Origin of the sequence: Actimicrobium sp. CCI2.3 (assembly GCF_035019065.1) — a bacterium.
In the GTDB taxonomy this organism is placed as follows: Bacteria; Pseudomonadota; Gammaproteobacteria; order Burkholderiales; family Burkholderiaceae_D; genus Actimicrobium.
This window is the reverse complement of sequence record NZ_JASJWR010000027.1, coordinates 22,627-44,487: the sequence shown is the minus strand read 5'-3', so window position 1 is coordinate 44,487 and position 21,861 is coordinate 22,627. Positions and strand designations below refer to the sequence as shown.

General features: G+C 57.0%; 20 protein-coding genes and 2 tRNA genes. 9 read left to right on the top strand and 13 right to left on the bottom strand.

All coding sequences use genetic code 11. The features are described from left to right. The first annotated feature begins 101 nt into the window (after positions 1-101). The 3 genes from QN370_RS15250 (at position 102) to QN370_RS15240 (ending at position 2,997) form a co-directional block, all read left to right on the top strand. Positions 102-1,421: an O-acetylhomoserine aminocarboxypropyltransferase gene (locus QN370_RS15250; RefSeq protein ID WP_322127951.1), complete on the top strand. Its 1,320-nt coding sequence runs from the start codon at positions 102-104 to the stop codon at positions 1,419-1,421. A 1-nt stretch (position 1,422) separates the two neighbouring features. After that, positions 1,423-2,235, top strand: coding sequence for an alpha/beta hydrolase (locus tag QN370_RS15245; RefSeq protein WP_322127952.1), 813 nt, complete (start codon positions 1,423-1,425; stop codon positions 2,233-2,235). A 387-nt stretch (positions 2,236-2,622) separates the two neighbouring features. After that, a complete protein-coding gene (locus QN370_RS15240) occupies positions 2,623-2,997 on the top strand; it encodes a DUF1016 N-terminal domain-containing protein (RefSeq protein WP_323581745.1) in 375 nt (124 codons plus the stop codon). A gap of 112 nt (positions 2,998-3,109) precedes the next feature. Here QN370_RS15240 and QN370_RS15235 read toward each other — a convergent pair whose 3' ends face one another. After that, positions 3,110-4,426: a YihY family inner membrane protein gene (locus QN370_RS15235; protein WP_322127954.1), complete on the bottom strand. Its 1,317-nt coding sequence runs from the start codon at positions 4,424-4,426 to the stop codon at positions 3,110-3,112. A 105-nt stretch (positions 4,427-4,531) separates the two neighbouring features. On the opposite strand from QN370_RS15235, the gene wrbA reads away from it, so the two are divergent. The 5 genes from wrbA (at position 4,532) to otnI (ending at position 8,291) form a co-directional block, all read left to right on the top strand. Then, on the top strand, positions 4,532-5,140 hold the full coding sequence (gene wrbA / locus QN370_RS15230) for an NAD(P)H:quinone oxidoreductase (protein WP_322127955.1): 609 nt from the start codon (positions 4,532-4,534) through the stop codon (positions 5,138-5,140). Next, positions 5,140-5,547: a DUF2069 domain-containing protein gene (locus QN370_RS15225; protein WP_322127956.1), complete on the top strand. Its 408-nt coding sequence runs from the start codon at positions 5,140-5,142 to the stop codon at positions 5,545-5,547. Before wrbA ends, QN370_RS15225 begins: the two co-directional genes overlap by 1 nt. Next, a complete protein-coding gene (locus QN370_RS15220; protein WP_322127957.1) occupies positions 5,544-6,950 on the top strand; it encodes an FAD-binding oxidoreductase in 1,407 nt (468 codons plus the stop codon). Before QN370_RS15225 ends, QN370_RS15220 begins: the two co-directional genes overlap by 4 nt. Before the next feature lie 2 nt (positions 6,951-6,952). After that, positions 6,953-7,408: a hypothetical protein gene (locus QN370_RS15215; protein ID WP_322127958.1), complete on the top strand. Its 456-nt coding sequence runs from the start codon at positions 6,953-6,955 to the stop codon at positions 7,406-7,408. A 97-nt stretch (positions 7,409-7,505) separates the two neighbouring features. Further along, positions 7,506-8,291, top strand: a complete 786-nt coding sequence (otnI, locus tag QN370_RS15210; RefSeq protein WP_322127959.1) for a 2-oxo-tetronate isomerase — start codon at positions 7,506-7,508, stop codon at positions 8,289-8,291. Positions 8,292-8,386: 95 nt separating this feature from the next. Here otnI and QN370_RS15205 read toward each other — a convergent pair whose 3' ends face one another. The 8 genes from QN370_RS15205 to QN370_RS15170 all read right to left on the bottom strand — a co-directional run bounded on the left by QN370_RS15205 (position 8,387) and on the right by QN370_RS15170 (position 15,607). Continuing rightward, positions 8,387-9,172, bottom strand: coding sequence for an enoyl-CoA hydratase/isomerase family protein (locus tag QN370_RS15205; RefSeq protein ID WP_322127960.1), 786 nt, complete (start codon positions 9,170-9,172; stop codon positions 8,387-8,389). A gap of 308 nt (positions 9,173-9,480) precedes the next feature. Then, a tRNA-Arg gene (locus QN370_RS15200) sits at positions 9,481-9,557 on the bottom strand. A gap of 136 nt (positions 9,558-9,693) precedes the next feature. Continuing rightward, positions 9,694-9,770: transfer RNA gene (locus tag QN370_RS15195), tRNA-Pro, on the bottom strand. Between the two features lie 93 nt (positions 9,771-9,863). Continuing rightward, the gene (locus tag QN370_RS15190; protein ID WP_322127961.1) at positions 9,864-10,559 is read right to left on the bottom strand and encodes a winged helix-turn-helix domain-containing protein; all 696 of its coding nucleotides are present in this window, start codon (positions 10,557-10,559) and stop codon (positions 9,864-9,866) included. A 116-nt stretch (positions 10,560-10,675) separates the two neighbouring features. Further along, positions 10,676-12,010: a phosphoglucosamine mutase gene (gene glmM / locus QN370_RS15185; RefSeq protein WP_323581744.1), complete on the bottom strand. Its 1,335-nt coding sequence runs from the start codon at positions 12,008-12,010 to the stop codon at positions 10,676-10,678. 24 nt (positions 12,011-12,034) lie between these two features. Then, positions 12,035-12,874 carry a dihydropteroate synthase gene (folP, locus tag QN370_RS15180; protein WP_322129159.1) on the bottom strand — a complete coding sequence of 280 codons (840 nt, stop codon included), beginning with the start codon at positions 12,872-12,874 and terminating at the stop codon, positions 12,035-12,037. A 63-nt stretch (positions 12,875-12,937) separates the two neighbouring features. Continuing rightward, positions 12,938-14,827: an ATP-dependent zinc metalloprotease FtsH gene (gene ftsH, locus QN370_RS15175; protein ID WP_322127962.1), complete on the bottom strand. Its 1,890-nt coding sequence runs from the start codon at positions 14,825-14,827 to the stop codon at positions 12,938-12,940. Between the two features lie 108 nt (positions 14,828-14,935). Beyond that, positions 14,936-15,607 (bottom strand): RlmE family RNA methyltransferase, encoded by a 672-nt coding sequence (locus QN370_RS15170; RefSeq protein ID WP_322127963.1) that lies wholly within the window; start codon positions 15,605-15,607, stop codon positions 14,936-14,938. Positions 15,608-15,639: 32 nt separating this feature from the next. Here QN370_RS15170 and QN370_RS15165 point away from each other — a divergent pair, with 32 nt between their 5' ends. Continuing rightward, positions 15,640-16,116 carry a YhbY family RNA-binding protein gene (locus QN370_RS15165; protein ID WP_322127964.1) on the top strand — a complete coding sequence of 159 codons (477 nt, stop codon included), beginning with the start codon at positions 15,640-15,642 and terminating at the stop codon, positions 16,114-16,116. Between the two features lie 103 nt (positions 16,117-16,219). On the opposite strand, the gene QN370_RS15160 is transcribed toward QN370_RS15165, so the two are convergent. From QN370_RS15160 to carA, 4 genes are all read right to left on the bottom strand, one after another. Then, positions 16,220-16,681: a DUF4149 domain-containing protein gene (locus QN370_RS15160; protein ID WP_322127965.1), complete on the bottom strand. Its 462-nt coding sequence runs from the start codon at positions 16,679-16,681 to the stop codon at positions 16,220-16,222. Between the two features lie 3 nt (positions 16,682-16,684). Continuing rightward, entirely contained in the window at positions 16,685-17,161 is a 477-nt protein-coding gene (gene greA, locus QN370_RS15155; RefSeq protein ID WP_322127966.1) for a transcription elongation factor GreA, read from the bottom strand. A 110-nt stretch (positions 17,162-17,271) separates the two neighbouring features. After that, entirely contained in the window at positions 17,272-20,502 is a 3,231-nt protein-coding gene (gene carB / locus QN370_RS15150; protein ID WP_322127967.1) for a carbamoyl-phosphate synthase large subunit, read from the bottom strand. Further along, complete coding sequence (gene carA / locus QN370_RS15145; protein ID WP_322127968.1) at positions 20,502-21,674, bottom strand: glutamine-hydrolyzing carbamoyl-phosphate synthase small subunit; 1,173 nt, start codon at positions 21,672-21,674, stop codon at positions 20,502-20,504. Before carA ends, carB begins: the two co-directional genes overlap by 1 nt. Positions 21,675-21,861 lie beyond the last annotated feature (187 nt).

The window sequence follows — 21,861 nt, the reverse complement described above, 5'->3', positions numbered from 1 at the left end:
AGCGTAAGCAGGTGCAAAAATCTAGCGCACTCCCACGCAGTTTCAGCGCAGCCAGATGCAAGTGCTAGGATTCAATCCTTCCCGACAGGAGATATAGCGCAATGAGTGGTCCACATTACCCCGGTTTCGATACCCTTGCACTGCATGCCGGTGCCGCCCCTGATCCCGCCACGGGTGCGCGTGCCACACCGATCTATCTGACCAGTTCGTTTGTCTTCAAGGACTCCGACCATGCCGCGTCGCTGTTCAACATGGAGCGTTCCGGTCATGTGTATTCGCGCATCTCGAACCCGACCAATGCGGTGCTGGAAGAACGCATTGCCGCACTCGAAGGCGGTGTCGCCGGTATCGCCACCGCCAGTGGCCAGGCCGCGATGCATCTCGGACTGGTGACCATTGCCGGTGCCGGTTCGCACATCGTCGCCTCGCGCGCGCTGTACGGTGGCTCGCATAATTTACTGGGCTACACGCTCAAGCGCTTCGGCATCGAGACCACCTTCGTCGATCCGCGCGACCTCGACGCCTGGCGCGCCGCGATCCGGCCCAACACCAAGGTGCTGTTCGCCGAAACCCTCGGCAATCCGGGACTCGATGTGCTCGACATCGACCGCGTTGCGGCGCTGGCGCATGAACACTATGTGCCGCTGATGGTCGATGCAACGTTCACGACGCCGTATCTGTTGCGTCCGTTCGATCACGGCGCCGATCTGATTTTCCATTCCGCGACCAAATTCCTGTGCGGCCACGGCACCGCCATCGGCGGCTTGCTGGTCGATGGCGGCACCTTCGACTGGCAACAGGCGTATGAAAAAACCGGCCGCTTCGCCGAGCTGTGCGAACCCTATGACGGCTTCCACGGCATGGTGTTTTCGGAAGAATCGACGGTCGCGCCATTCGCGTTGCGGGCGCGACGCGAGGGCTTGCGCGACTTCGGCGCGGTGATGAGTCCGCACAATGCTTTCGCGATTTTGCAAGGCATCGAAACCCTGGCCCTGCGCATGGACCGGCATGTCGCCAATACCCGCAAGGTGGTCGACTTCCTGCTCGCGCAACCGGCCGTGGAATCGGTCTCGTATCCCGAGCTGCCCTCGCATCCTGACTACGAGTTGGCCAAAACATTGCTGCCCAAAGGTTGCGGTGCAGTCTTCACGTTCAATATCAAGGGCGACCGTGCAGCCGGCCAGCGCTTCGTCGAAGCACTGAAAATTTTCTCGCACCTGGCCAATGTCGGCGATGCGAAATCGCTGGTCATCCATCCTGCTTCGACCACGCATTTCCGCGTACCGACCGACCAGCTGCTGGCGGCCGGGATTACCGAAGGCACGATGCGTCTGTCGATCGGACTCGAAGATATCGACGATCTGATCGAGGACCTGGCCATCGGCCTGAAGGCCTCGCAACGTAGTCCGAAAGGAGCCTGACATGCTGCTCGATGTGCACGGCCACGCGGCCTATTGCTACACCGGCGGCAAGTCGTTCGATGCCGTCTTGCCGACTGCTGTGTTCATCCATGGTGCGCAGCACGACCATTCGGTCTGGATTCTGCAGACCCGGTATTTTGCCCATCACGGATTTGGTGTACTGGCGATCGACTTGCCGGGCCACGGTCGCAGCAAGGGTGCGCCACTGGCAACCGTGGAAGCGATGGCCGACTGGCTGCTGGCAGTGCTCGATGCGGCTGGCGTGACGCGCGCGATACTGATCGGTCACAGCATGGGCTCGTTGATCGCGCTGGAAACGGCGCGCCGCGCGCCGGCGCGGGTCGACAAGCTGGCACTGCTGGCGTGCGCGTATCCGATGAAAGTTTCCGATGCACTGCTCGAGGCGGCATTGCATGACGAGCCGCGCGCGATCGATATGGTCAACGTCTGGTCGCATTCCGGAATCGCGCAAAAGCCGTCCTCACCGGGGCCGGGATTTTCGGTCACCGGCGGGAATCAGCGGTTAATGCAACGGCTCGCCGCCGGCAATCCGGCTGCGCTCTTCCATACGGATTTCGTGGCTTGCAACAGCTATGCGCAGGGAATGGAAGCAGCGGCGGCCGTGACTTGCCCGACGCTGTTCTTGCTTGGGCAACAGGACCAGATGACACCAGCGCGCGCCAGCGCTGCATTGATCGCGGCAATCCCGGCGGCGCGGGTCGAGCGCCTGGCCAGTTGTGGCCATGCGCTGATGGCCGAGCAGCCGGATGCGGTATTGGCTAGCTTGTTCGGATTTGCCGGGTTGAAGGCGTGACATTGCCACGTGAGCGCGATGACATTGGAACAGAAAATCTAAGAGCAACGTTTGTGGATCACGGCACAAGGATCTGGCGGCACTGGCAGCCAAATCGATAAGCAAAATCGATTTTTCTGACCTTGTGCCAACGACAGGGCAGGATTGGCACGCTACAGTACGCGGGCAGTTTTATCGCCGGACTTGAAGGGCATCAGCAAACAGCCGACCGCAAAAAAAGCCTGTCTCGATGTAATAATTTGGTAGAACGACGACGCTGTAATTTCTGGCGAGGCATGCAATGAAGTTTCCTGTACGGTCATAAGACCCGTTAATGGCGACATGGTCGACGGCAGTACTGCTGTTTTGCATTGGAATGACAGGTAAAACAAAAACATGAACATGAACATGAACGTAATGAAATCGCCTCCAGACGGATTTTTGGATATAGTGGCATTGATCACTGCTTCGCGTATTCGCGCTTATGCTGCGGTGAATACGACGTTGATCGATCTTTATTGGCACATTGGTGCGTTTATCAGCAAAAAAATTTCGCGCGCGGAATGGGGTGACGCAGTGGTCCCGGAACTGGCTGCGTATATTGCACGCACAGAGCCAGGGTTGCGGGGCTTCACGCGAGCCAATTTATTCCGGATGCGTCAGTTTTACGAAGCCTATCAAGGTAATGAAATTCTCGCACCACTGGTGCGACAATTACCATGGACTCACAAATCGCGAAGGAGAGCGAGAGATTCAAGGTCGATTGCCAACTTCCAAACTTAAAAGCCAAATGACCAACCAGCCACCGCCACAATCCCGGTTGAATCGACTTGATGCACGCTCCGTTGTAGACACCGGCCACCCGCAATCACCCTGCATTACCTTTCCCCGTCAATCACAAACCACCGGACTCCGTCGCCGCAGTCAGCTTGAACGGCCGCACCGGCTCATGATCGAAATACGCCGCAAGGCTCTGGTCGAGCCCACGTTCGATGGCGCTTTCGACATGCGTTGCCAGTGGTGACGCACTGAACGCATCGAACACGAACACCTGATAGACATCGCCCAGCTTGAGCTGCTGCGGGTTGGCCAGCAAGGTCCAGCGGTCGAGGCTGCCGTTATCCGATTTTCCCCAGCGCAGCCGCCGCTTGGGTTCCTCGTTGCGGATGCGCCCTACCCAGCCGGCATCGAGCATCTGCTGCAGCAATTGCTCGGACTCGTCAAAGCCCAGATGCGTACCGTTACGAATCATGGTCGCGTTGACCTCGGCGGAATCGCCGACGCTGCGCGCCCGGTACAGCATGCGCAGGATATCGATGGCATCGACAAACGCACTGCCCGGTCGCGCGACATGCCACCAGCGTTCGTATTTGACGACCGGCAAGGCCGCCGCCAGCAACGCGCCTCCAAGCGTGATCATCCAGAACATGTAGATCCACAACAGGAAAATCGGCACCGCCGCGACCGATCCGTACACCATCGTGTAGGTCGGGAACCGCACCACATACGTGGCGAACAGACGCTTGGCAATTTCAAACGCGACACCTGCCAGCAAGCCACCCCAGAGGGCATCGGGCCATGCCACAGCGCGGTTCGGCACCGATACGTACAACAGCGCAAAGGCACCAGTGGTCAGTGCCACCGAAATGATCGTGTAGGCCACCGCACCGATCAGCGGGATGGTCAGCACCGCGCCATTGGTTGCCTTGAACAGGTAGGACGTCAGCGAAATCGAAACGCCAATGAGCAGCGGTCCGAGCGTGACAATGGCCCAGTACACCAGCACCCGCTGCAGAAAAGGGCGACTCACGCGCACGTGCCAGATGCGGTTGAAGACCCGATCGATGGTCGACATCATTGCCACCGCAGTGACGATCAGCACGCCGCCGCCGATAGCGGACAGGCCAGTCGACTTGGCGGCAAACTGGGTCAGGTATTCGAGGACGGTATTGGCGATCGCCCTGGGCATCAGGTTCTGGGTGAAATACGCTTCCAGCGAAGTACGAAAAGTATTAAACAACGGGAACGCGGTAAAAATTGCCAGCGCAATGGTCAGCAAGGGCACCAGCGCGAGCACCGTGGTGAAGGTCAGACTGCCAGCGACCTGCGGCAAATGTTCTTCGTCCAGCCGGCGCGCTGCAAAGCGGAACAGGTCGCGCAACCGCGCCCAGGTCAGGCCGCGTAGTAGGGAAAAACGGAGGGCTAATATCATACAAAAAAACTCGTTCCAGGTGGCTGGCAGCAGCATGCGCGGTATGCAAAACGGGATGCAACGCGAGATGCCGAGCGAAATGCAAAGCGCCCTATAATATCGCGGATGAACTCACCTAACTTGTCCATTCTGGTTTTGTATTACTCCCGTCACGGCTCAACCCGCAAGATGGCGGAATTGCTGGCGCAAGGCATCGAAAGTGTCGCCGGTTGCGACGCGCTGTTGCGTACCGTGCCCGCAATATCCACCGTGACCGAAGCCACTGAACCCGAGATACCCGAACAGGGCGCACCGTACGTCGAATTGCAGGACCTGGCCGATTGCGCAGGTCTGGCATTCGGATCACCAACCCGCTTCGGCAACATGGCCTCGCCGCTCAAGTATTTCTGGGACGGCACCAGCGCGCAATGGCTGGGCGGTGCGCTGGCCGGCAAACCGGCCTGCGTGTTCACCTCAACGGGTAGCCTGCATGGCGGCCAGGAAACGACGCTGCTGACGATGATGATGCCGCTGCTGCATCACGGCATGATGATCCTCGGCCTGCCGTACACGCACCCGGAACTGATGACCACCACCTCCGGCGGTACGCCTTACGGTGCCAGCCACTGGTCTGGCCTCAACGGCAGCCATCCGATCTCCGACGATAGCCGGACCCTGACCATCGCGCTGGGCCGGCGACTGGCCGAAACGGCACAAAAACTGCGATCTCGCTGATGCAAACTTCTTTCCAAAAATACTGCTACCAGTCCGCCGTCGCCAGCCTGGTTGGCCTGATCGTCCTCGGCATCCTGTGGGAATTGTGGCTGGCACCACTGCGTCCGGGCGGCTCATGGATGGTGCTCAAGGTCATCCCGTTGTTGCTGCCTTTGCGCGGCGTCATCAAGCGTGACGTCTACACACTGCAATGGTCATCCATGTTGATCCTGATCTATTTAACCGAAGGTCTCGTGCGCGCAGCAAGCGACAGCGTGCCGCTTTCTGCGACACTAGGATGGGTTGAAGTCGCCCTGGTCAGTCTCTACTTTTTCTCGGTAATTTATTACCTGAAACCGTACAAGAAAGCCGCCAAAAAGATCGCCCGCGAAACGATTGCCAAAGCCACCGAAAAAGCAGCCAAATGAATGAATTTCTTGAGCAATGCCGCAGCGCCATCGGTACCCAATACGTCATTGACGAATCGGCCGACATGGCCGGTTACCTGACCGACTGGCGCCGCCGTTTCACCGGCAAGGCGCTGGCCGTGCTGAAACCCGGCAGCACCGATGAGGTCGCTGCGCTGGTTCGCCTGTGTAATACGCACCGCGTGCCACTGGTACCGCAAGGCGGCAATACCGGCCTGGTGCTGGGCAGCGTGCCCGACGAAAGCGGCAAGGCGGTGGTGCTGTCGTTGACGCGACTCAATGCCATCCGCGCGACCGACCTGATCAACAACACCATGACCGTCGAAGCCGGCTGCATTCTGCAAACCGTACAGGAAGCGGCCAGCGCGGCCGACCGCCTGTTTCCGCTCTCGCTAGCGGCCGAAGGCAGCTGCACGATAGGCGGCAATCTCGCTACCAATGCAGGTGGCACGGCGGTTCTGCGCTACGGCAACATGCGTGACCTGTGCCTGGGACTCGAAGTCGTCACGGCACAAGGCGAAGTCTGGAGCGGCTTGCGCGGCCTGCGCAAGGACAATACCGGCTTCGACCTGCGCGACCTGTTCATCGGCGCGGAAGGAACGCTGGGGATCATCACCGCGGCTGTCCTGACACTGTTTCCGCAACCCAAAGCGCGCCTGACCGCGCTGGCAGCAATGAATACGCCCGAAGATGCGTTGCGTCTGCTGACGCTGGCGCAAGGGTATTGCGGCGCGACGCTGACCGGCTTCGAGCTGATGTCGGATTTCTGCCTGCAACTGGTGGCCACGCATTACCCGCAAATGAAACTACCCTTTGCACAATCGTCACCGCAGTATGTATTGCTGGAATTGTCCGACAACGAATCGGCCGAACACGCCGAAGCATTGCTGGAACACCTGATGAGCGATGCACTGGAGCAGGAAGTGATCCACGATGCGGTCGTGGCCTCATCCATCGCGCAATCGAAAGCCTTGTGGCAGTTGCGCGAACACATCCCGCTCGCCCAAGCCGACGAAGGCAAGAACATCAAGCATGACGTGTCGGTGCCGATCTCCGATATCGGCGCGTTCATCAGCCGCACCGACGCGCTGCTGGCTGATGCGTTTCCGGGCTGTCGACTGGTCACCTTCGGCCATCTCGGCGACGGCAACCTGCATTACAACGTCTCGCCAGCCGCCGGCGAGGCAGGCGATGCACTGATTGCCTGCCAGGCCGACATCAGCCGCGTCGTGCATGACAGCGTTGACCATTTCGGCGGCTCGATTTCAGCGGAACACGGACTCGGGGCGATGAAGCGCGATGAAATCCGGCGCTACAAATCGCCGGTTGAAATGCGCTTGATGGAAAGCATCAAGAGCGCACTCGATCCGCTCAATCTGATGAATCCGGGCAAAGTGGTCTGATCATGGCGCGCACACTTCAACTACGACACAGCGTGTTGGGCCTGCTGATGTTCGCCTCCTGTATGTCGACTCACGCCGCGTTCCGGTGCGACACGCAGGGCAAGGTGACGTATAGCGACGTTGCCTGTGATGGCGCAGTCGCGATGCCGGCCACCGACCTGCGCCCGCCCGCCACGATCAAGGCAGAACAGGATGAGGCGCGGCGTCGGGCTGCGGCAGAGAAGGTCCAGTTGCAACAACTCGAAGCGGCACGCAACAAGGCCGAGCATGCGGAGCGCAAGGAACGCCTGCATGCCAGCGCCGTCGCCAGTGCCTACCGCCGCAAGTGCGAGACGCTCGCGCAGCGTCGCAAATGGGCCACCGAAGACGCTGCGACCGCACCGAACCGGCACGTCGAAAAAGCCAGTCGCAAGGCGCGCCGGATCGCCGAACAATACGTACTCGAATGCGAATCCTGACACCAGCAGCATCGTTGCCAGGACAACCAATCACCGGTTCGCCGCTGCCTGGCGACACGTCTGATGCCTCCTCCCGCTCACCGCACCCAGGATGACCATGCCAAAATTTGCTGCCAACCTCACGATGATGTTTACCGAAGTTCCTTTTCCGCAGCGTTTTGCGGCGGCCGCGGCGGCAGGGTTTAGCGCGGTCGAATTCCTGTCGCCGTATGACTACCCACCGGAGCACGTCGCGGCATGGCTGCAGGAAAACAAGCTCGAGTGCGTCTTGTTCAATTTACCGACCGGCGACTGGGCTGCAGGTGAACGCGGTATCGCCGCCCTGCCCGGTCGTGAAGCGGAATGCCGTGCCGGTGTTGCCCGTGCGATCGAGTACGCGCGAGCGCTCGGCACAAAGCGCCTGCACATGATGGCAGGCGTGATGCCTGCCGGTGCCGATCCGGCCGTGCACCATGCGACCTATCTGGCCAATCTGCGCCACGCTGCGCATGCGGCCGATCAACATGGCCTGATGCTGCTCATTGAGCCAATCAACCCGCGCGACATTCCAGGCTACTTCCTGCAGACGCAAGCACAGGCACACGCGCTGCGGGAAGAGTCCGGCGCGGCCAACGTCAAGGTGCAGATGGATTTTTATCATGCGCAAATTGTCGAAGGCGATCTGGCCGCGACATTCAAACAACATCAAGCTGACATCGGCCATGTACAGATTGCCAGCGTCCCGGGACGCAACGAGCCCGATGAGGGCGAAATCAATTATCCCTACCTGTTCCGTTTGCTCGATGAACTCGGATACGACGGCTGGATCGGTTGCGAATATCGCCCACGCGGACGCACCGAAGACGGGTTGGGCTGGCTGGCGAATGCCCGGTCGGGTCAGTGATGGCTTGTCGTTTGAAAAATCAGCGCAGACGCCACGACAAGTTCGCGCGCACGCGGTGAACCGCTTCCTGGATTGTGATCACGGTGCCGACAAGTTCAACGACCGACAAAGTTAGGCCGCCGTTTGCTGAAAAAAGCATCCAGTGCTTCAGCGAAATCGACCGTCGCAGTACTGTCGCGGAAATTGTCGCGCTCGAGATCGAGCTGGGTAGGTAAATCATTGTCGAGCGACTGACGCAGCAGACGCTTCAAGCGTCCTATCGCCTGCGTCGGACCCTCTGCCAATCGCTGCACCAGCGCGGCCGTCGCCGACTCCAGTTCCGTTGCCGGCACGATGCGGTTGAGTAACCCCAGTCGCAAGGCCTCGGGCGCATCAAACGTGTCGCCCAGCAATGCGATAGCCATCGCATTGCGCAATCCGACCAGACGCGGCAAGTGCCACGAGCCGGACAAATCACAGTTGGCCGCGACATTCACGTGAGCCAGATTGAAGCGTGTGTTATCGGCAGCAATCGCCAGATCACACGCAATCGCCAGGCTCAGACTGCCGCCAGCCACGGTGCCGTGCAGGCAGGCGATGACCGGCGCGGTCATCGACGTCAGCAGCAGCACCGATGCATGCAGCGGCGCAATCAGCGCCATTGCCGTGGCCGTCGAATCGGTTCGTAGTGAGGCAAGGTCGCCACCGACACCAAACGCCTTTCCGGCACCCTTGAGCACGACTGCCCGCACGCTGTCATCGGCAGCCAGTTCGGTACAGCAAACCAGAAAGGCCTCGGCGGTAGGAATGTCGAGTGCGTTCAGGCTGCCAGGACGATTGAGGATGAGCGTGGCGATAGCACCATCGCGTTGCAGGAGAACCAGTGGTTCGGAGGATGTCATGAAAGTCCCTGATGTAATGAGCAATGATGGCAGGAGATGAGGCGGTCAGTATGCGAGGTTCCTCCGAGGAGGGCAACGCTGGCCGGGCAGGATTTCATCCCGCATGATCCTGCCTCCATTTCTACTGGAAGCATGTCGCCGCGCCCAGCCTCTTGCTTACCTATTAGGCTATGACGATACTGTAGAGTAACCTGGAGACAGTTTTATTCGAATCATTGCGCAAACGGTTTATTTTCCTTGAAACGAGTGCGCGTGAAAATGCACATGCAGGTCGCTCAAATATGATGTGGGGAGGAAGTGTGAGTGACTGGTCTGCCCTACTGGAATCGAACCAGTAACCTATGCCTTAGAAGGGCATTGCTCTATCCAGTTGAGCTAAGGGCAGATGGAAATAGACAGGATGGATGTGTGCGGCAAGTGCTTCGCTTCGGACGCTGCACTGACTGCAACTTGCATGCGCCAATGAGCTTACCGTAAACGAAAAAAAGCGGGTTGTCGTTAAACAACCCGCTTTATATTTCTGGTCGGAGTACAAGGATTCGAACCTTGGACCCCCTGGTCCCAAACCAGGTGCGCTACCGGGCTGCGCTACACTCCGATAGACAGAATCATAGCGGGCGAGCCTCTTTTGGTCAATGGTTTGACCGCTTAAATTTGCAGTCGGGATGTCCATGGCATTTTTTTAGCCTGCTCAGTCCCGGCTGGCATCGAGCATATAACCGACACTTCGCACGGTCTTGATATAGCTCGCGGCGACACCAAGCGATTTTCGCAAACGCATGATGTGCACATCGACGGTCCGTTCTTCGAGGAAGGCTTCATCACCCCACACTTTGTCGAGCAATTGGGCGCGTGAAAATACCCGCTCGGGATGCGCCACCATAAATTTAAGCAACCGGAATTCAGACTGATCCAGCTTCACCACCGCATCCGCGACCGTCACCAGATGACGACCTGAGTCGATCACGATCAGCCCGCACACGTCCACCAGACGCGCTACCTCGGGGCGAGAACTGCGCAGCAGGGAGTGGATACGCGCAATCAGCTCACGCGGAGAAAAAGGCTTCGTTATGTAATCATCGGCCCCAGCATTCAAACCACAAATCTTGTCTTCATCCATCCCGTTTGCTGTCAGCAGAATGACTGGCAATGTCGATGTGGTCGCACTGCGGCGCCACTCCTTGAGTAACTCCAGACCTGAGCCATCCGGCAACATCCAGTCCAGCAAAACCAGTTCCGGACATTGGACGGCAATGGCTGCGCGGGCATCCTGAACAGTGGCGACGTTGTGTGACGAAAAACCGGCATCGGCCAGCGTAAATTGCAATAGCTCGGCAATACCCGGCTCATCTTCGACGAGCAGGATTTGGTAGCGGGGATTATCCATTCTCTCCTGGCATGCGTGGCCGTAGCCTTGAGTGACTAACGTGTCGACGAGGATCTGACATCAGGGCGATTGCGACTGGCAAATCCTGGTTCGCCCATCACCCGTCTCGACCCGGATCAGGCCGGCATCACCTTGTCGGCAATCCTGCGCGCCATCCCTTCCGCCAGGGCGGCAGTCTTCGCTTCGACCATCACTCGAATTAGCGGTTCGGTTCCGGATGCTCTAATGAGCACACGACCGACATCACCCAACTCGTCCTCGACGGCGTCTTTTTCAGCCACCATCGCGACACTGTTGAGCCAGTTAAATCCGGAGGCAACACGGACGTTGATCAATGACTGCGGATACATCGCAATATCTTCGGTGCACTGCGCCAGCGTCTTGTTACTGCGTTTAAGGGCTGACAACACTTGCAATGCAGAGACGATACCGTCGCCTGTGGTGTGCTTGTCGAGAAACAGCAGATGGCCCGAGCCCTCGCCACCCAATGTCCAGCCGCGTTCCTGCAAGACTTCAAGTACGTAGCGGTCACCAACCTTGGCGCGGACGAACTCAACCCCAAGCTCGCGGAACGCGACTTCGAGTGCCATGTTGGTCATGAGCGTACCAACCACACCAGGCACTTCCTGAGTCAGCATGCGGTCCCTGGTCATGACATACAACAGCTCGTCGCCGTTATAGATCCGTCCATTGGCATCGACCATGACCAGACGGTCCGCATCACCATCCAGTGCAATCCCGAGGTCCGCACGATGGGAACGCACCGCCTGCGACAACGCCTCGGGTGAGGTTGCACCTACCTTGTCGTTGATATTGATACCGTTGGGCTGATTGCCAATCGCAATGACTTCCGCACCGAGTTCATGCAACACATGCGGGGCAATGTGGTACGCCGCGCCATGGGCGCAGTCGACGACAATCGTCATGCCCCGCAAATCCATCGCGTTCGGAAATGTGCTTTTGCAAAATTCGATGTAGCGCCCTCGGGCATCATCAAGGCGCTGTGCCTTGCCGAGCTTCTCGGAAGAGACACAACCAAGCGGCAACTCAAGTTGCGCTTCGATGGCTTCTTCGACCGCATCGGGCAGCTTGTTGCCTTGGGACGAAAAAAACTTGATGCCATTGTCATAGTACGGATTATGTGACGCCGAGATCACCACGCCGGCAGAGAGTCGCAAAGCGCGTGTCAGGTAAGCCACTGCCGGTGTCGGTACGGGCCCGGCAAGCATCACGTCGACTCCTGCCGCTGCAAACCCGGCTTGCAGTGCGGCTTCCAGCATGTAACCGGAAATCCGCGTGTCCTTGCCAATCAGTACTGTCGGCTTACCGCTATCCGAGGCAGTCAACACTTTGCCCGCAGCATATCCAAGTCGCATGACAAACTCGGGCGTGATCGGTGACTGGCCAACCTTGCCGCGCACACCGTCGGTGCCAAAATATTTACGTCCCATCGTTATCCTTTGTAATCACTTCTATTAAGTCGCTGCGCGCCAGACTTTCAAGGCGTCGATGGTTTCTGCGACATCATGTACACGCAACATCGCCGCGCCATTCGCCGCAGCAACCAGCGCGGCAGCCAGGCTACCGGCCAAACGCTGCTCGACTGGCCGACCGGTAATACTGCCCAACATCGATTTGCGAGACATCCCTGCCAACAGCGGCAGGCCCAGGCTCGCGGCAATTGGCCGAATATGTTTCAGCAAGGCGAGATTATGCTCCAGCGTTTTGCCGAAACCAAATCCCGGATCAATACTCAGTCGCTTGCGCTCGATTCCACAGGCCTCCATACAGGCGATTCGCTCACGCAAAAAATCGGTGACCTCTTGCACGACATCCTGATAAGTCGGATCTTGTTGCATGCGTTGCGGATCGTTCGCCATGTGCATGATACAAAGTGCACAGTCACTATCCTTGACAGCAGTCAATGCGGCTCGATCACTGAACCCGGAAATGTCATTAATCATGTCGGCTCCTGCGGCAAGGGCTTCAACCATTACCACCGGTTTGTACGTGTCGATCGACAACGGCTTGCCACAATCACGCAAGGCAAACACGACAGGCAAAATGCGACGCAATTCTTCGTCTACAGGTAAGGGTGTGGCACCCGGGCGGGTCGACTCTCCGCCAATGTCAATGATGTCGACGCCCGCCTCGATCATTTGCTCGGCGCGAAAAATAGCTGCTTCAAGGGAGTGGAAACGGCCTCCATCGGAAAAAGAATCAGGCGTGACATTCAGGACGCCCATGATCAGCGGCATCCCTCCTTCTGTTAGCGAGAAGCGGTAACGACCGCAGTGGAACATCGTTGCATTCATAATTTCAGACGAAATAAAAGGGTGAGGATTGCTCCTCACCCTTGTTGGCTATCAACGGATAACTTAGGCTGGTGCGGTGGCTGTTGGCGTCACATCACCACCGGTAGGACCATCCGAAGTCTGGCGACGTGGTGGCACGCCAGCTTTTGGCAGTCGTGGCTCGCGACCTTCCATGATGTCGTTGATCTGGTCTGCGTCAATGGTTTCCCACTCAAGCAGAGTCTTTGCCATCAGTTCGACTTTTTCACGATTCTCTTCAAGCAAGCGTCGCGACAGGGCGTACTGACCATCGAGAATACTGCGGATCTCAAGATCGACTTTTTGCTGCGTCGCTTCCGACACGGTCTTCGCCGACATCCGGCCGAAATAGGCATCCTGCTCGGTATCTTCGTAGACCATCGTTCCAAGGCTTTCCGACATACCGTAGCGCGTCACCATCGCACGAGCCAGTTTGGTGGCACGCTCGAAGTCATTTGATGCACCTGTTGACATCTGGTGCATGAAAATTTCTTCTGCGATACGACCGCCAAACAGAATCGCAATCTCTTCGAGCATCTTGTCTTTGTACAAGTTGACGCGGTCATGTTCCGGCAACTGCCACGTCAGGCCCAGCGCAAATCCACGCGGCATGATCGTAACTTTGTGCACCGGATCAGCTTTCGGCAGCAACTTGGCAACGACGGCATGACCCGATTCATGGAACGCGGTATTGCGGCGTTCTTCCTCGCGCATCACGGCAGACTTGCGCTCCGGACCCATCACGATCTTGTCCTTCGCATCTTCAAAGTCCTGCATTTCGACCAGACGCTTGTTACGGCGTGCAGCGAACAGCGCTGCCTCATTGACCAGGTTAGCCAGATCGGCCCCCGAAAAACCAGGCGTTCCACGGGCAAGGATGTCGGCCTTGACATCCGGTCCGATCGGCACTTTACGCATGTGCACATACAAGATCTGCTCACGACCACGAATGTCCGGCAAGCCGACAACTACCTGACGGTCGAAACGACCTGGACGCAGCAGCGCTTTGTCGAGGACATCCGCACGGTTGGTCGCTGCAATGACGATCACGCCGGCGTTTGCCTCGAAGCCATCCATCTCGACGAGTAACTGGTTCAGCGTCTGTTCGCGCTCATCGTTACCGCCGCCCATACCGGCACCGCGATGGCGACCAACAGCGTCAATCTCATCGATAAAAATGATACATGGCGATTGTTTTTTTGCGTTCTCGAACATGTCACGAACACGTGAAGCACCGACACCGACAAACATTTCGACGAAATCGGAACCTGAAATCGTGAAGAACGGGACTTTTGCTTCACCAGCAATTGCCCGTGCCAGCAGCGTTTTACCAGTACCCGGAGGACCAACCATCAGCACGCCACGAGGTATCCGGCCACCGAGTTTTTGAAACTTGGTCGGATCGCGAAGGAAGTCGACAATTTCCTGAACCTCTTCCTTTGCCTCATCGCAACCAGCGACATCGGCAAACGTGACGGCGTTTGTCGTCTCATCCAGTTGTCGCGCCTTGGACTTGCCGAACGAGAATGCCCCGCCCTTGCCTCCGCCTTGCATCTGACGCATGAAGAATACCCAGACACCGATGAGCAGCAGCATCGGGAACCAAGAGATGAAAATCTGCGAAAGGAACGACTGTTCTTCAGGCTGCTTGACATCAAACTTGACGCCGTTGTTCACCAGATCACCGATCAGACCGCGATCGAGATAGGTTATTGCTGTCCTGATTTTTTTCCCATCCGTAGTCGTCGCCGTCAGGGTGCGATCTTCAATGGTGGCGTCTTTAATACGCTTGGATTTCACCTCATCCAGAAAATCTGAATACGGCACAACTGTTGCACCGCCTGAAGCCGTGCGACTGTCGAACTGTTTGAACACCATGAAAAGCACCATGGCGATGACGACCCAGATGGCGGCCTTGGAAAACATATTATTCACTAGAACTCCTTGGACGCGCGTAGCGCCATATGCCTGATGTACAGATTTTATTCTACCCGTAATAAAGAGTACCCACTACGCACGACATTGGGATAAAGCCCTTCAAAATCAAGGGTCCAATGGCAACTTTTGTAATGAAACTGGATTTTTTACACCTTTGCCAAGTAAAAAGATTTCCGATGATTTGTCTTTACTTGCTTTGGGCTTCTTGGGAGACACCGTTTTGAATTCGCTGCGGAATTTCTCAACTATCTGACTATACCCTGATCCGTTAAAACATTTGACGAGCAAGGCGCCGGAAGGTTTCAGGTGCGCTTGAGAAAACTCGATGGCCAAATCAATGATGTGCTCCATCCGCGCTGCGTCAGCACTTGCAATGCCGGACAGATTAGGTGCCATGTCAGACAGCACGACATCGACCTTACGACCAGCCAGAATAACTTCAAGCTGTCGCAGTACCTTGTGATCCCGGAAGTCACCAAGAATGAAGTGAACATCGGCAATGGGTTCCATCGGCAGCATGTCAAGACCGATGATAATCCCGTCGATACCGCCACCGGCCTTGCCGGATAATTTGTTACGCACGTACTGCGACCAGCTGCCCGGCGTCGAACCAAGGTCGACAATAATCTGACCGGCCTTGATGAGCTTGTCGCCTTCATCGATTTCCTTGAGTTTGTAGACAGCGCGGGCCCGGTAGCCTTCTTTCTGCGCCAGCTTGACATACGGATCATTGATGTGATCGTGTAGCCAGTTTTTGTTTAATTTGTTCTTTGCCATTCGCGTAGAATACTGCTTTTAAGGGATTTTTTATGTTGAAACTCACACCATCGGAGCGTAGTGCGCTTCGTGCCGAAGCGCATGCGCTAAATCCGATTGTCATCATCGGTGAGGCGGGACTAACTGAACCGGTACTCAAAGAAATTGACAGTGGCCTTGATGCGCATGGTCTGATCAAGGTCCGCGTTTTTGGCGATGATCGCGAAGCGCGCATCGGCATGTATGAGACGATTTGCGACAAACTCGGTGCCGCGCCCGTACAGCATATCGGGAAACTCCTGGTGATGTATCGCGCTAAAAAAGAAGCCGTCAAGGAATTGCGCAATGATGGAAAAAAAGGTCGTGGCATGCGCGAAGTTACCATCGTCAAGCCAAGCCCGAGTGGTACCAAGCGTCCATCGGTCACCAAGGTCATGGTCAAGGGCAATGAGCGTGTCACGCAAGGCGGCTCCATCAAACGTGCCAAGCCTCGTCAAACCAGCGCCAAGAAATCGTCGCTCGGTCAGTAACTATTACAGCGGACGGGTTGGCCTGAGTACTCCAGTCCCCCGTCATCTGTATTAAGTTGTCGTATTAAGTTGTCGTATTAAGTTGTCGTATTAAGTTGACGTACTAAGTTTTCGCCTCGGACTGGTCATTCTTCAAGACCAATATAATCCCCGCTATGCTCTGTATCAGATACAGGCCGCTCGCAACGCCATGCAGCATGCCGAATTGCATGCGCGCCTCTGCGGAAAACACGCCGCCCGGTGCTGCTTCACGCAACGCGGCCATCATCGGTTGCAAACCAAAATAACCGGTCACCGTACATCCGAACATGATTGCAGTCAGTCTGAACATCCACGTGCGCGCACGCGATGCAACGACGGTTCCGGCAGTCAGGGCAAAGAGCAGCAAGGCCATCGCCACCGACAGCCATGCTTCGACCCGAAATAATTTTCCGGCAATGGTCCCCGCCAGGGTGCGGTCTGCCAGTGTCATGAATAAGGTCGGCGCAACCAGGTAGCCGATCGTCAAGAGACTACCGACCCACAGGACAATGACCAGCAAACGCAAACGCGTGGCAATCATCATCGGTTAGACGTAACGCACTTCCAGCACTTCGTATTCACGCACACCGGCAGGTGCCTGCACACCAACCACGTCACCAGCAAATTTGCCAATTAATGCGCGTGCGATCGGGGAGGTAACAGATACTTTCGAGAGCTTGAGATCCGCTTCATCGATACCAACGATCTGATACGTCACCTTGGCACCTGTTTCAAGGTCTTCCAGATGCACCGTCGAACCGAACACGATTCGGCCATCGGCATCCAGTGTCAACGGGTCAATAATCTGCGAAGAACCCAGCTTGCCTTCGAGGTCGGAAATACGACCTTCAATAAAACTCTGTCGCTCCTTCGCCGCATCGTACTCGGCATTTTCCGACAGGTCGCCTTGGGCGCGCGCTTCGGAAATGGCATTGATGATGGAGGGGCGTTCTTTGGTTTTCAGGCGATGCAATTCTTCTTTCAGAAGTTGCGCGCCAAATTTTGTAATGGGTACGGTACTCATAAGTCTCTTTTTTAATCAGTTAAAAATTACAGAGGCCACAAACGGGCCCGGAAAATCCGTGCGCCTTCTGTGACCTCTGGAATGGTGTTCAGGTCGTTCCTGCAGCAGCCTCAGTGTAAGGTCTTATGCAGTCCCTGTAAATCATAGACATGCAACTGATCCAGATGTGCCATGCCCGCTACGGCAGCCTCAGCACCAGCGATCGTGGTGTAAGTCGTCACCCGTGCCGCCAATGCCGATGTCCTTATCGCGCGGGAGTCCGTGATGGCGTTACGCTTCTCTTCGACCGTATTGATGACCAATGCAATTTCATTGTTCTTGATCATGTCGACCACGTGTGGACGGCCTTCGACCACCTTGTTGACGGTAGTCACAACAATACCAGCATCGCGAATCGCCGCCGCAGTTCCTTTGGTCGCCGCAACAGAGAAACCAATTTTCACCAGCGCTGCGGCGATCTTCACCGCGCGCGGTTTGTCGCTGCCCTTGACGCTCAGGAAAACCTGACCCGAGGAAGGCAGCTTGACGCCGGCTCCGAGCTGCGACTTCACAAACGCCTCGCCAAAGGTTTTGCCAACCCCCATCACTTCACCTGTCGATTTCATTTCCGGACCGAGAATGGTATCGACACCAGGGAATTTCACAAACGGGAACACCGCTTCCTTGACGCTGAAATAACCAGGCACCACTTCATCATAGATACCCTGACTGTCAAGCGATTGACCCACCATGCAGCGCGCAGCAATCTTCGCCAGTTGCAGGCCGGTTGCTTTCGAGACGAATGGCACGGTGCGCGACGCCCGCGGATTGACTTCCAGCACGAACACGACATCCTGCGACACGCCATCAATCACCTGCTGCTGGATCGCGAACTGAACATTCATCAAACCCACCACATTCAGGCCTTTGGCCATCAACGAGGTCTGACGCTTGATTTCATCAATCGTCGATTGCGATAGCGAGTACGGCGGCAGCGAGCAAGCCGAGTCGCCCGAATGAACGCCAGCCTGCTCGATGTGCTCCATCACGCCACCGATAAACGTACGCGTTCCATCGGAGAGGCAATCCACATCGACTTCGATCGCATCATTGAGGAAGCGATCCAGCAGTACCGGAGAGTCATGCGAGACCTTGACCGCTTCGCGCATGTAACGCTCGAGGTCACGTTGCTCATGGACGATTTCCATCGCGCGCCCACCCAGCACATATGACGGACGCACCACCAGCGGATAGCCAATTTCCTGTGCCAGCAGCAAGGCATCGGCTTCAGTACGGGCGGTACGGTTAGGCGGCTGGCGCAAGCCGAGGTCTTTGAGCAATTGCGAGAAGCGTTCGCGGTCTTCGGCCGCGTCGATCATGTCGGGCGAAGTGCCGACGATGGGTACGCCATTGGCTTCAAGGTCCAGAGCCAGCTTCAACGGTGTCTGACCGCCGTACTGCACGATGACGCCATAAGGCTTTTCCTTGTCGACGATTTCGAGCACGTCTTCCAGTGTCAATGGCTCGAAGTACAGCCGGTCCGAGGTGTCGTAATCGGTCGACACGGTTTCGGGATTGCAGTTGACCATGATGGTTTCATAGCCGTCTTCGCGCATTGCCAGCGCAGCATGCACGCAGCAATAATCGAATTCGATACCCTGACCGATACGGTTTGGACCGCCGCCCAGCACCATGATTTTTTTCTTGTTGGTCGGTGCCGATTCGCACTCTTCTTCGTACGTCGAATACATGTAGGCCGTGTCGGTCGAGAACTCGCCGGCGCAGGTATCAACCCGTTTGTAGACCGGGCGAATATTGAGCGCATGGCGTTTCTCGCGCACGATCTTGTCGGTGGTCTTGAGCAATTTCGCCAGACGACGATCGGCAAAACCTTTTTGCTTGAGCTTGAACAGCGTGGCTTTATCAAGGTCATCGAGCGCCTTGGTTTCCAGCCACAACTCGAGGTCGATGATCTCTTTGATCTGGATCAGGAACCACGGATCGATGTGCGTCAGCTGATGCACTTCTTCCATCGTGAAGCCTTGGGCGAACGCATCGCCGACATACCAGATCCGGTCCGGCCCCGGCTCGCCGAGTTCTTCCTCAATGGTTTCGCGGTCGGTGGTTTTTTCGTTCATGCCATCGACGCCGACTTCGAGTCCGCGCAAGGCTTTCTGGAACGACTCCTGGAAGGTACGGCCAATGGCCATGACTTCGCCAACCGATTTCATCTGGGTGGTCAGATGATGATCGGCCGTCGGAAATTTTTCAAACGTGAAGCGTGGAATCTTGGTGACGACGTAGTCAATGCTCGGCTCGAACGAGGCCGGGGTCGCGCCACCGGTGATGTCATTGCGCAATTCGTCGAGCGTGAAACCGACCGCCAGTTTGGCCGCGATCTTGGCGATCGGAAAGCCGGTGGCTTTCGATGCCAGCGCGGACGAACGCGAGACGCGCGGATTCATTTCGATGACGATCATGCGGCCGTCGACCGGATTGATCGAGAACTGCACGTTCGAGCCACCGGTATCAACACCAATTTCACGCAGCACCGCAAGCGATGCGTTACGCATGATCTGGTATTCCTTGTCGGTCAGCGTTTGTGCTGGCGCGACCGTGATCGAGTCGCCGGTATGCACGCCCATCGGATCGAGGTTTTCGATCGAGCAGACGATGATGCAGTTGTCCATCTTGTCGCGCACAACTTCCATCTCGAACTCTTTCCAGCCGAGCAGCGATTCTTCGATCAGCAGTTCGGTGGTTGGCGAAGCTTCGAGGCCACGCTTGCAAATGGTTTCGAATTCTTCGGAGTTGTAGGCGATACCGCCACCGCTGCCACCCATCGTGAACGACGGCCGGATAACGATCGGAAAGCCAAGTGTTTTTTGTACCGTCCAGGCTTCATCAAGCGTGTGAGCGATACCGGAACGGGCCGAACCGAGGCCGATGCGCGTCATCGCTTCCTTGAACTTGGAGCGGTCTTCGGCCATGTCGATGGCTTCGGGCGAGGCACCAATCAGTTCGCAGTTGTACTTGGTCAGCACGCCATTGTGATGCAAATCGAGTGCGCAATTGAGCGCCGTCTGGCCACCCATCGTCGGCAGGATCGCATCTGGCCGCTCTTTGGCGATGATGCTTTCGACGACTTGCCAGGTGATCGGTTCGATGTAGGTTACATCGGCCATCTCCGGGTCGGTCATGATGGTGGCCGGATTGCTGTTGACCAGGATCACGCGATAGCCCTCTTCACGCAGTGCCTTGCAGGCTTGCGCGCCGGAATAATCGAATTCGCAGGCTTGACCAATGATGATCGGACCCGCACCAATGATCAGGATGCTTTTGATGTCAGTACGCTTTGCCATTATTGTTTTTCCATTCTTGCGTTAGCCCGGGCGCTTTTCATCAAATCGACGAAGCGATCAAACAGGGGCGCAATATCATGCGGCCCGGGCGATGCTTCAGGATGACCCTGGAAGCAGAACGCCGGTTTATCGGTACGGGCGAATCCTTGCAGCGAGCCATCAAACAGCGACACGTGCGTGACGCGGCAATTGGCTGGCAGCGATGCCGGATCCACCGCAAAGCCGTGGTTCTGGGAAGTGATCAGTACCTGCCTGGTCTCGAGATCCTGCACCGGATGGTTGGCACCGTGGTGACCGAACTTCATTTTCAGGGTGGTCGCACCGGAAGCCAGCGCCATGATCTGGTGACCCAGACAAATGCCGAAAGTCGGAATACCAAGTTCGATCAGTTCACGCGATGCAGCGATCGCGTAATCGCACGGCTGCGGGTCGCCGGGACCATTCGACAGGAAGATGCCATCAGGATTGAGCGCCAGCGCATCGGCGGCAGTCGCCTGCGCCGGCAGCACCGTCACCTTGCAGCCGCGCTGCGCCAGCATCCGCAAAATGTTGAACTTGACGCCGTAGTCGAACGCAACCACATGAAACTTCGGGGTGTTTTGCTGGCCATAGCCGACACCGAGTTGCCATTCTGTTTCGGTCCATTCGTAGGCCACCTTGGTCGATACGACCTTGGCCAGATCCATGCCATTGATGCCGGCAAACGAACGGGCCAGCGCCAGCGCCTGGTCGGCCGTCACATCGGCGCCGGCGACAATCGCGCCACTCTGCGCGCCTTTTTCACGCAGGATGCGCGTGAGCTTGCGCGTATCGATACCGGCGATAGCGACGATCTGTTCGGCCTGCAGATAGTCTGTCAGGCTTTGCTGCGAACGGAAGTTCGATGCCATCAGCGGCAGATCGCGAATGACCAGGCCTGCGGCGTGAACCTGCGACGATTCAACATCTTCGGCGTTGATCCCGGTGTTACCGATATGCGGATAAGTGAGCGTCACGATTTGACGGCTATAGCTTGGGTCGGTCAGAATTTCCTGATAACCGGTCATCGCCGTGTTGAAGACGACCTCACCGATCGTGTGGCCGGCAGCGCCGATGGAAAAGCCCTGGAAGATCGACCCGTCGGCAAGGGCGAGGATGGCTGGAACTGCGGGGCCAGAAAAGAATGGCGGCAAGGGGTAACTCCTGATGTGGTTACCGCCGCGCTGCATCGCGCCAGAGTGCCCGCGCGCGTCTTACCACGGCTAGGCGCGCGGAAAATGGCGTGGTCAATCAGGGGCGTAAAAGAGGTGTGCGCTACGGCGGAATAAAATGGGCTAAATCGCCGGATTATAGCCTACAAGGAGGCTGGGGCAAACCGGA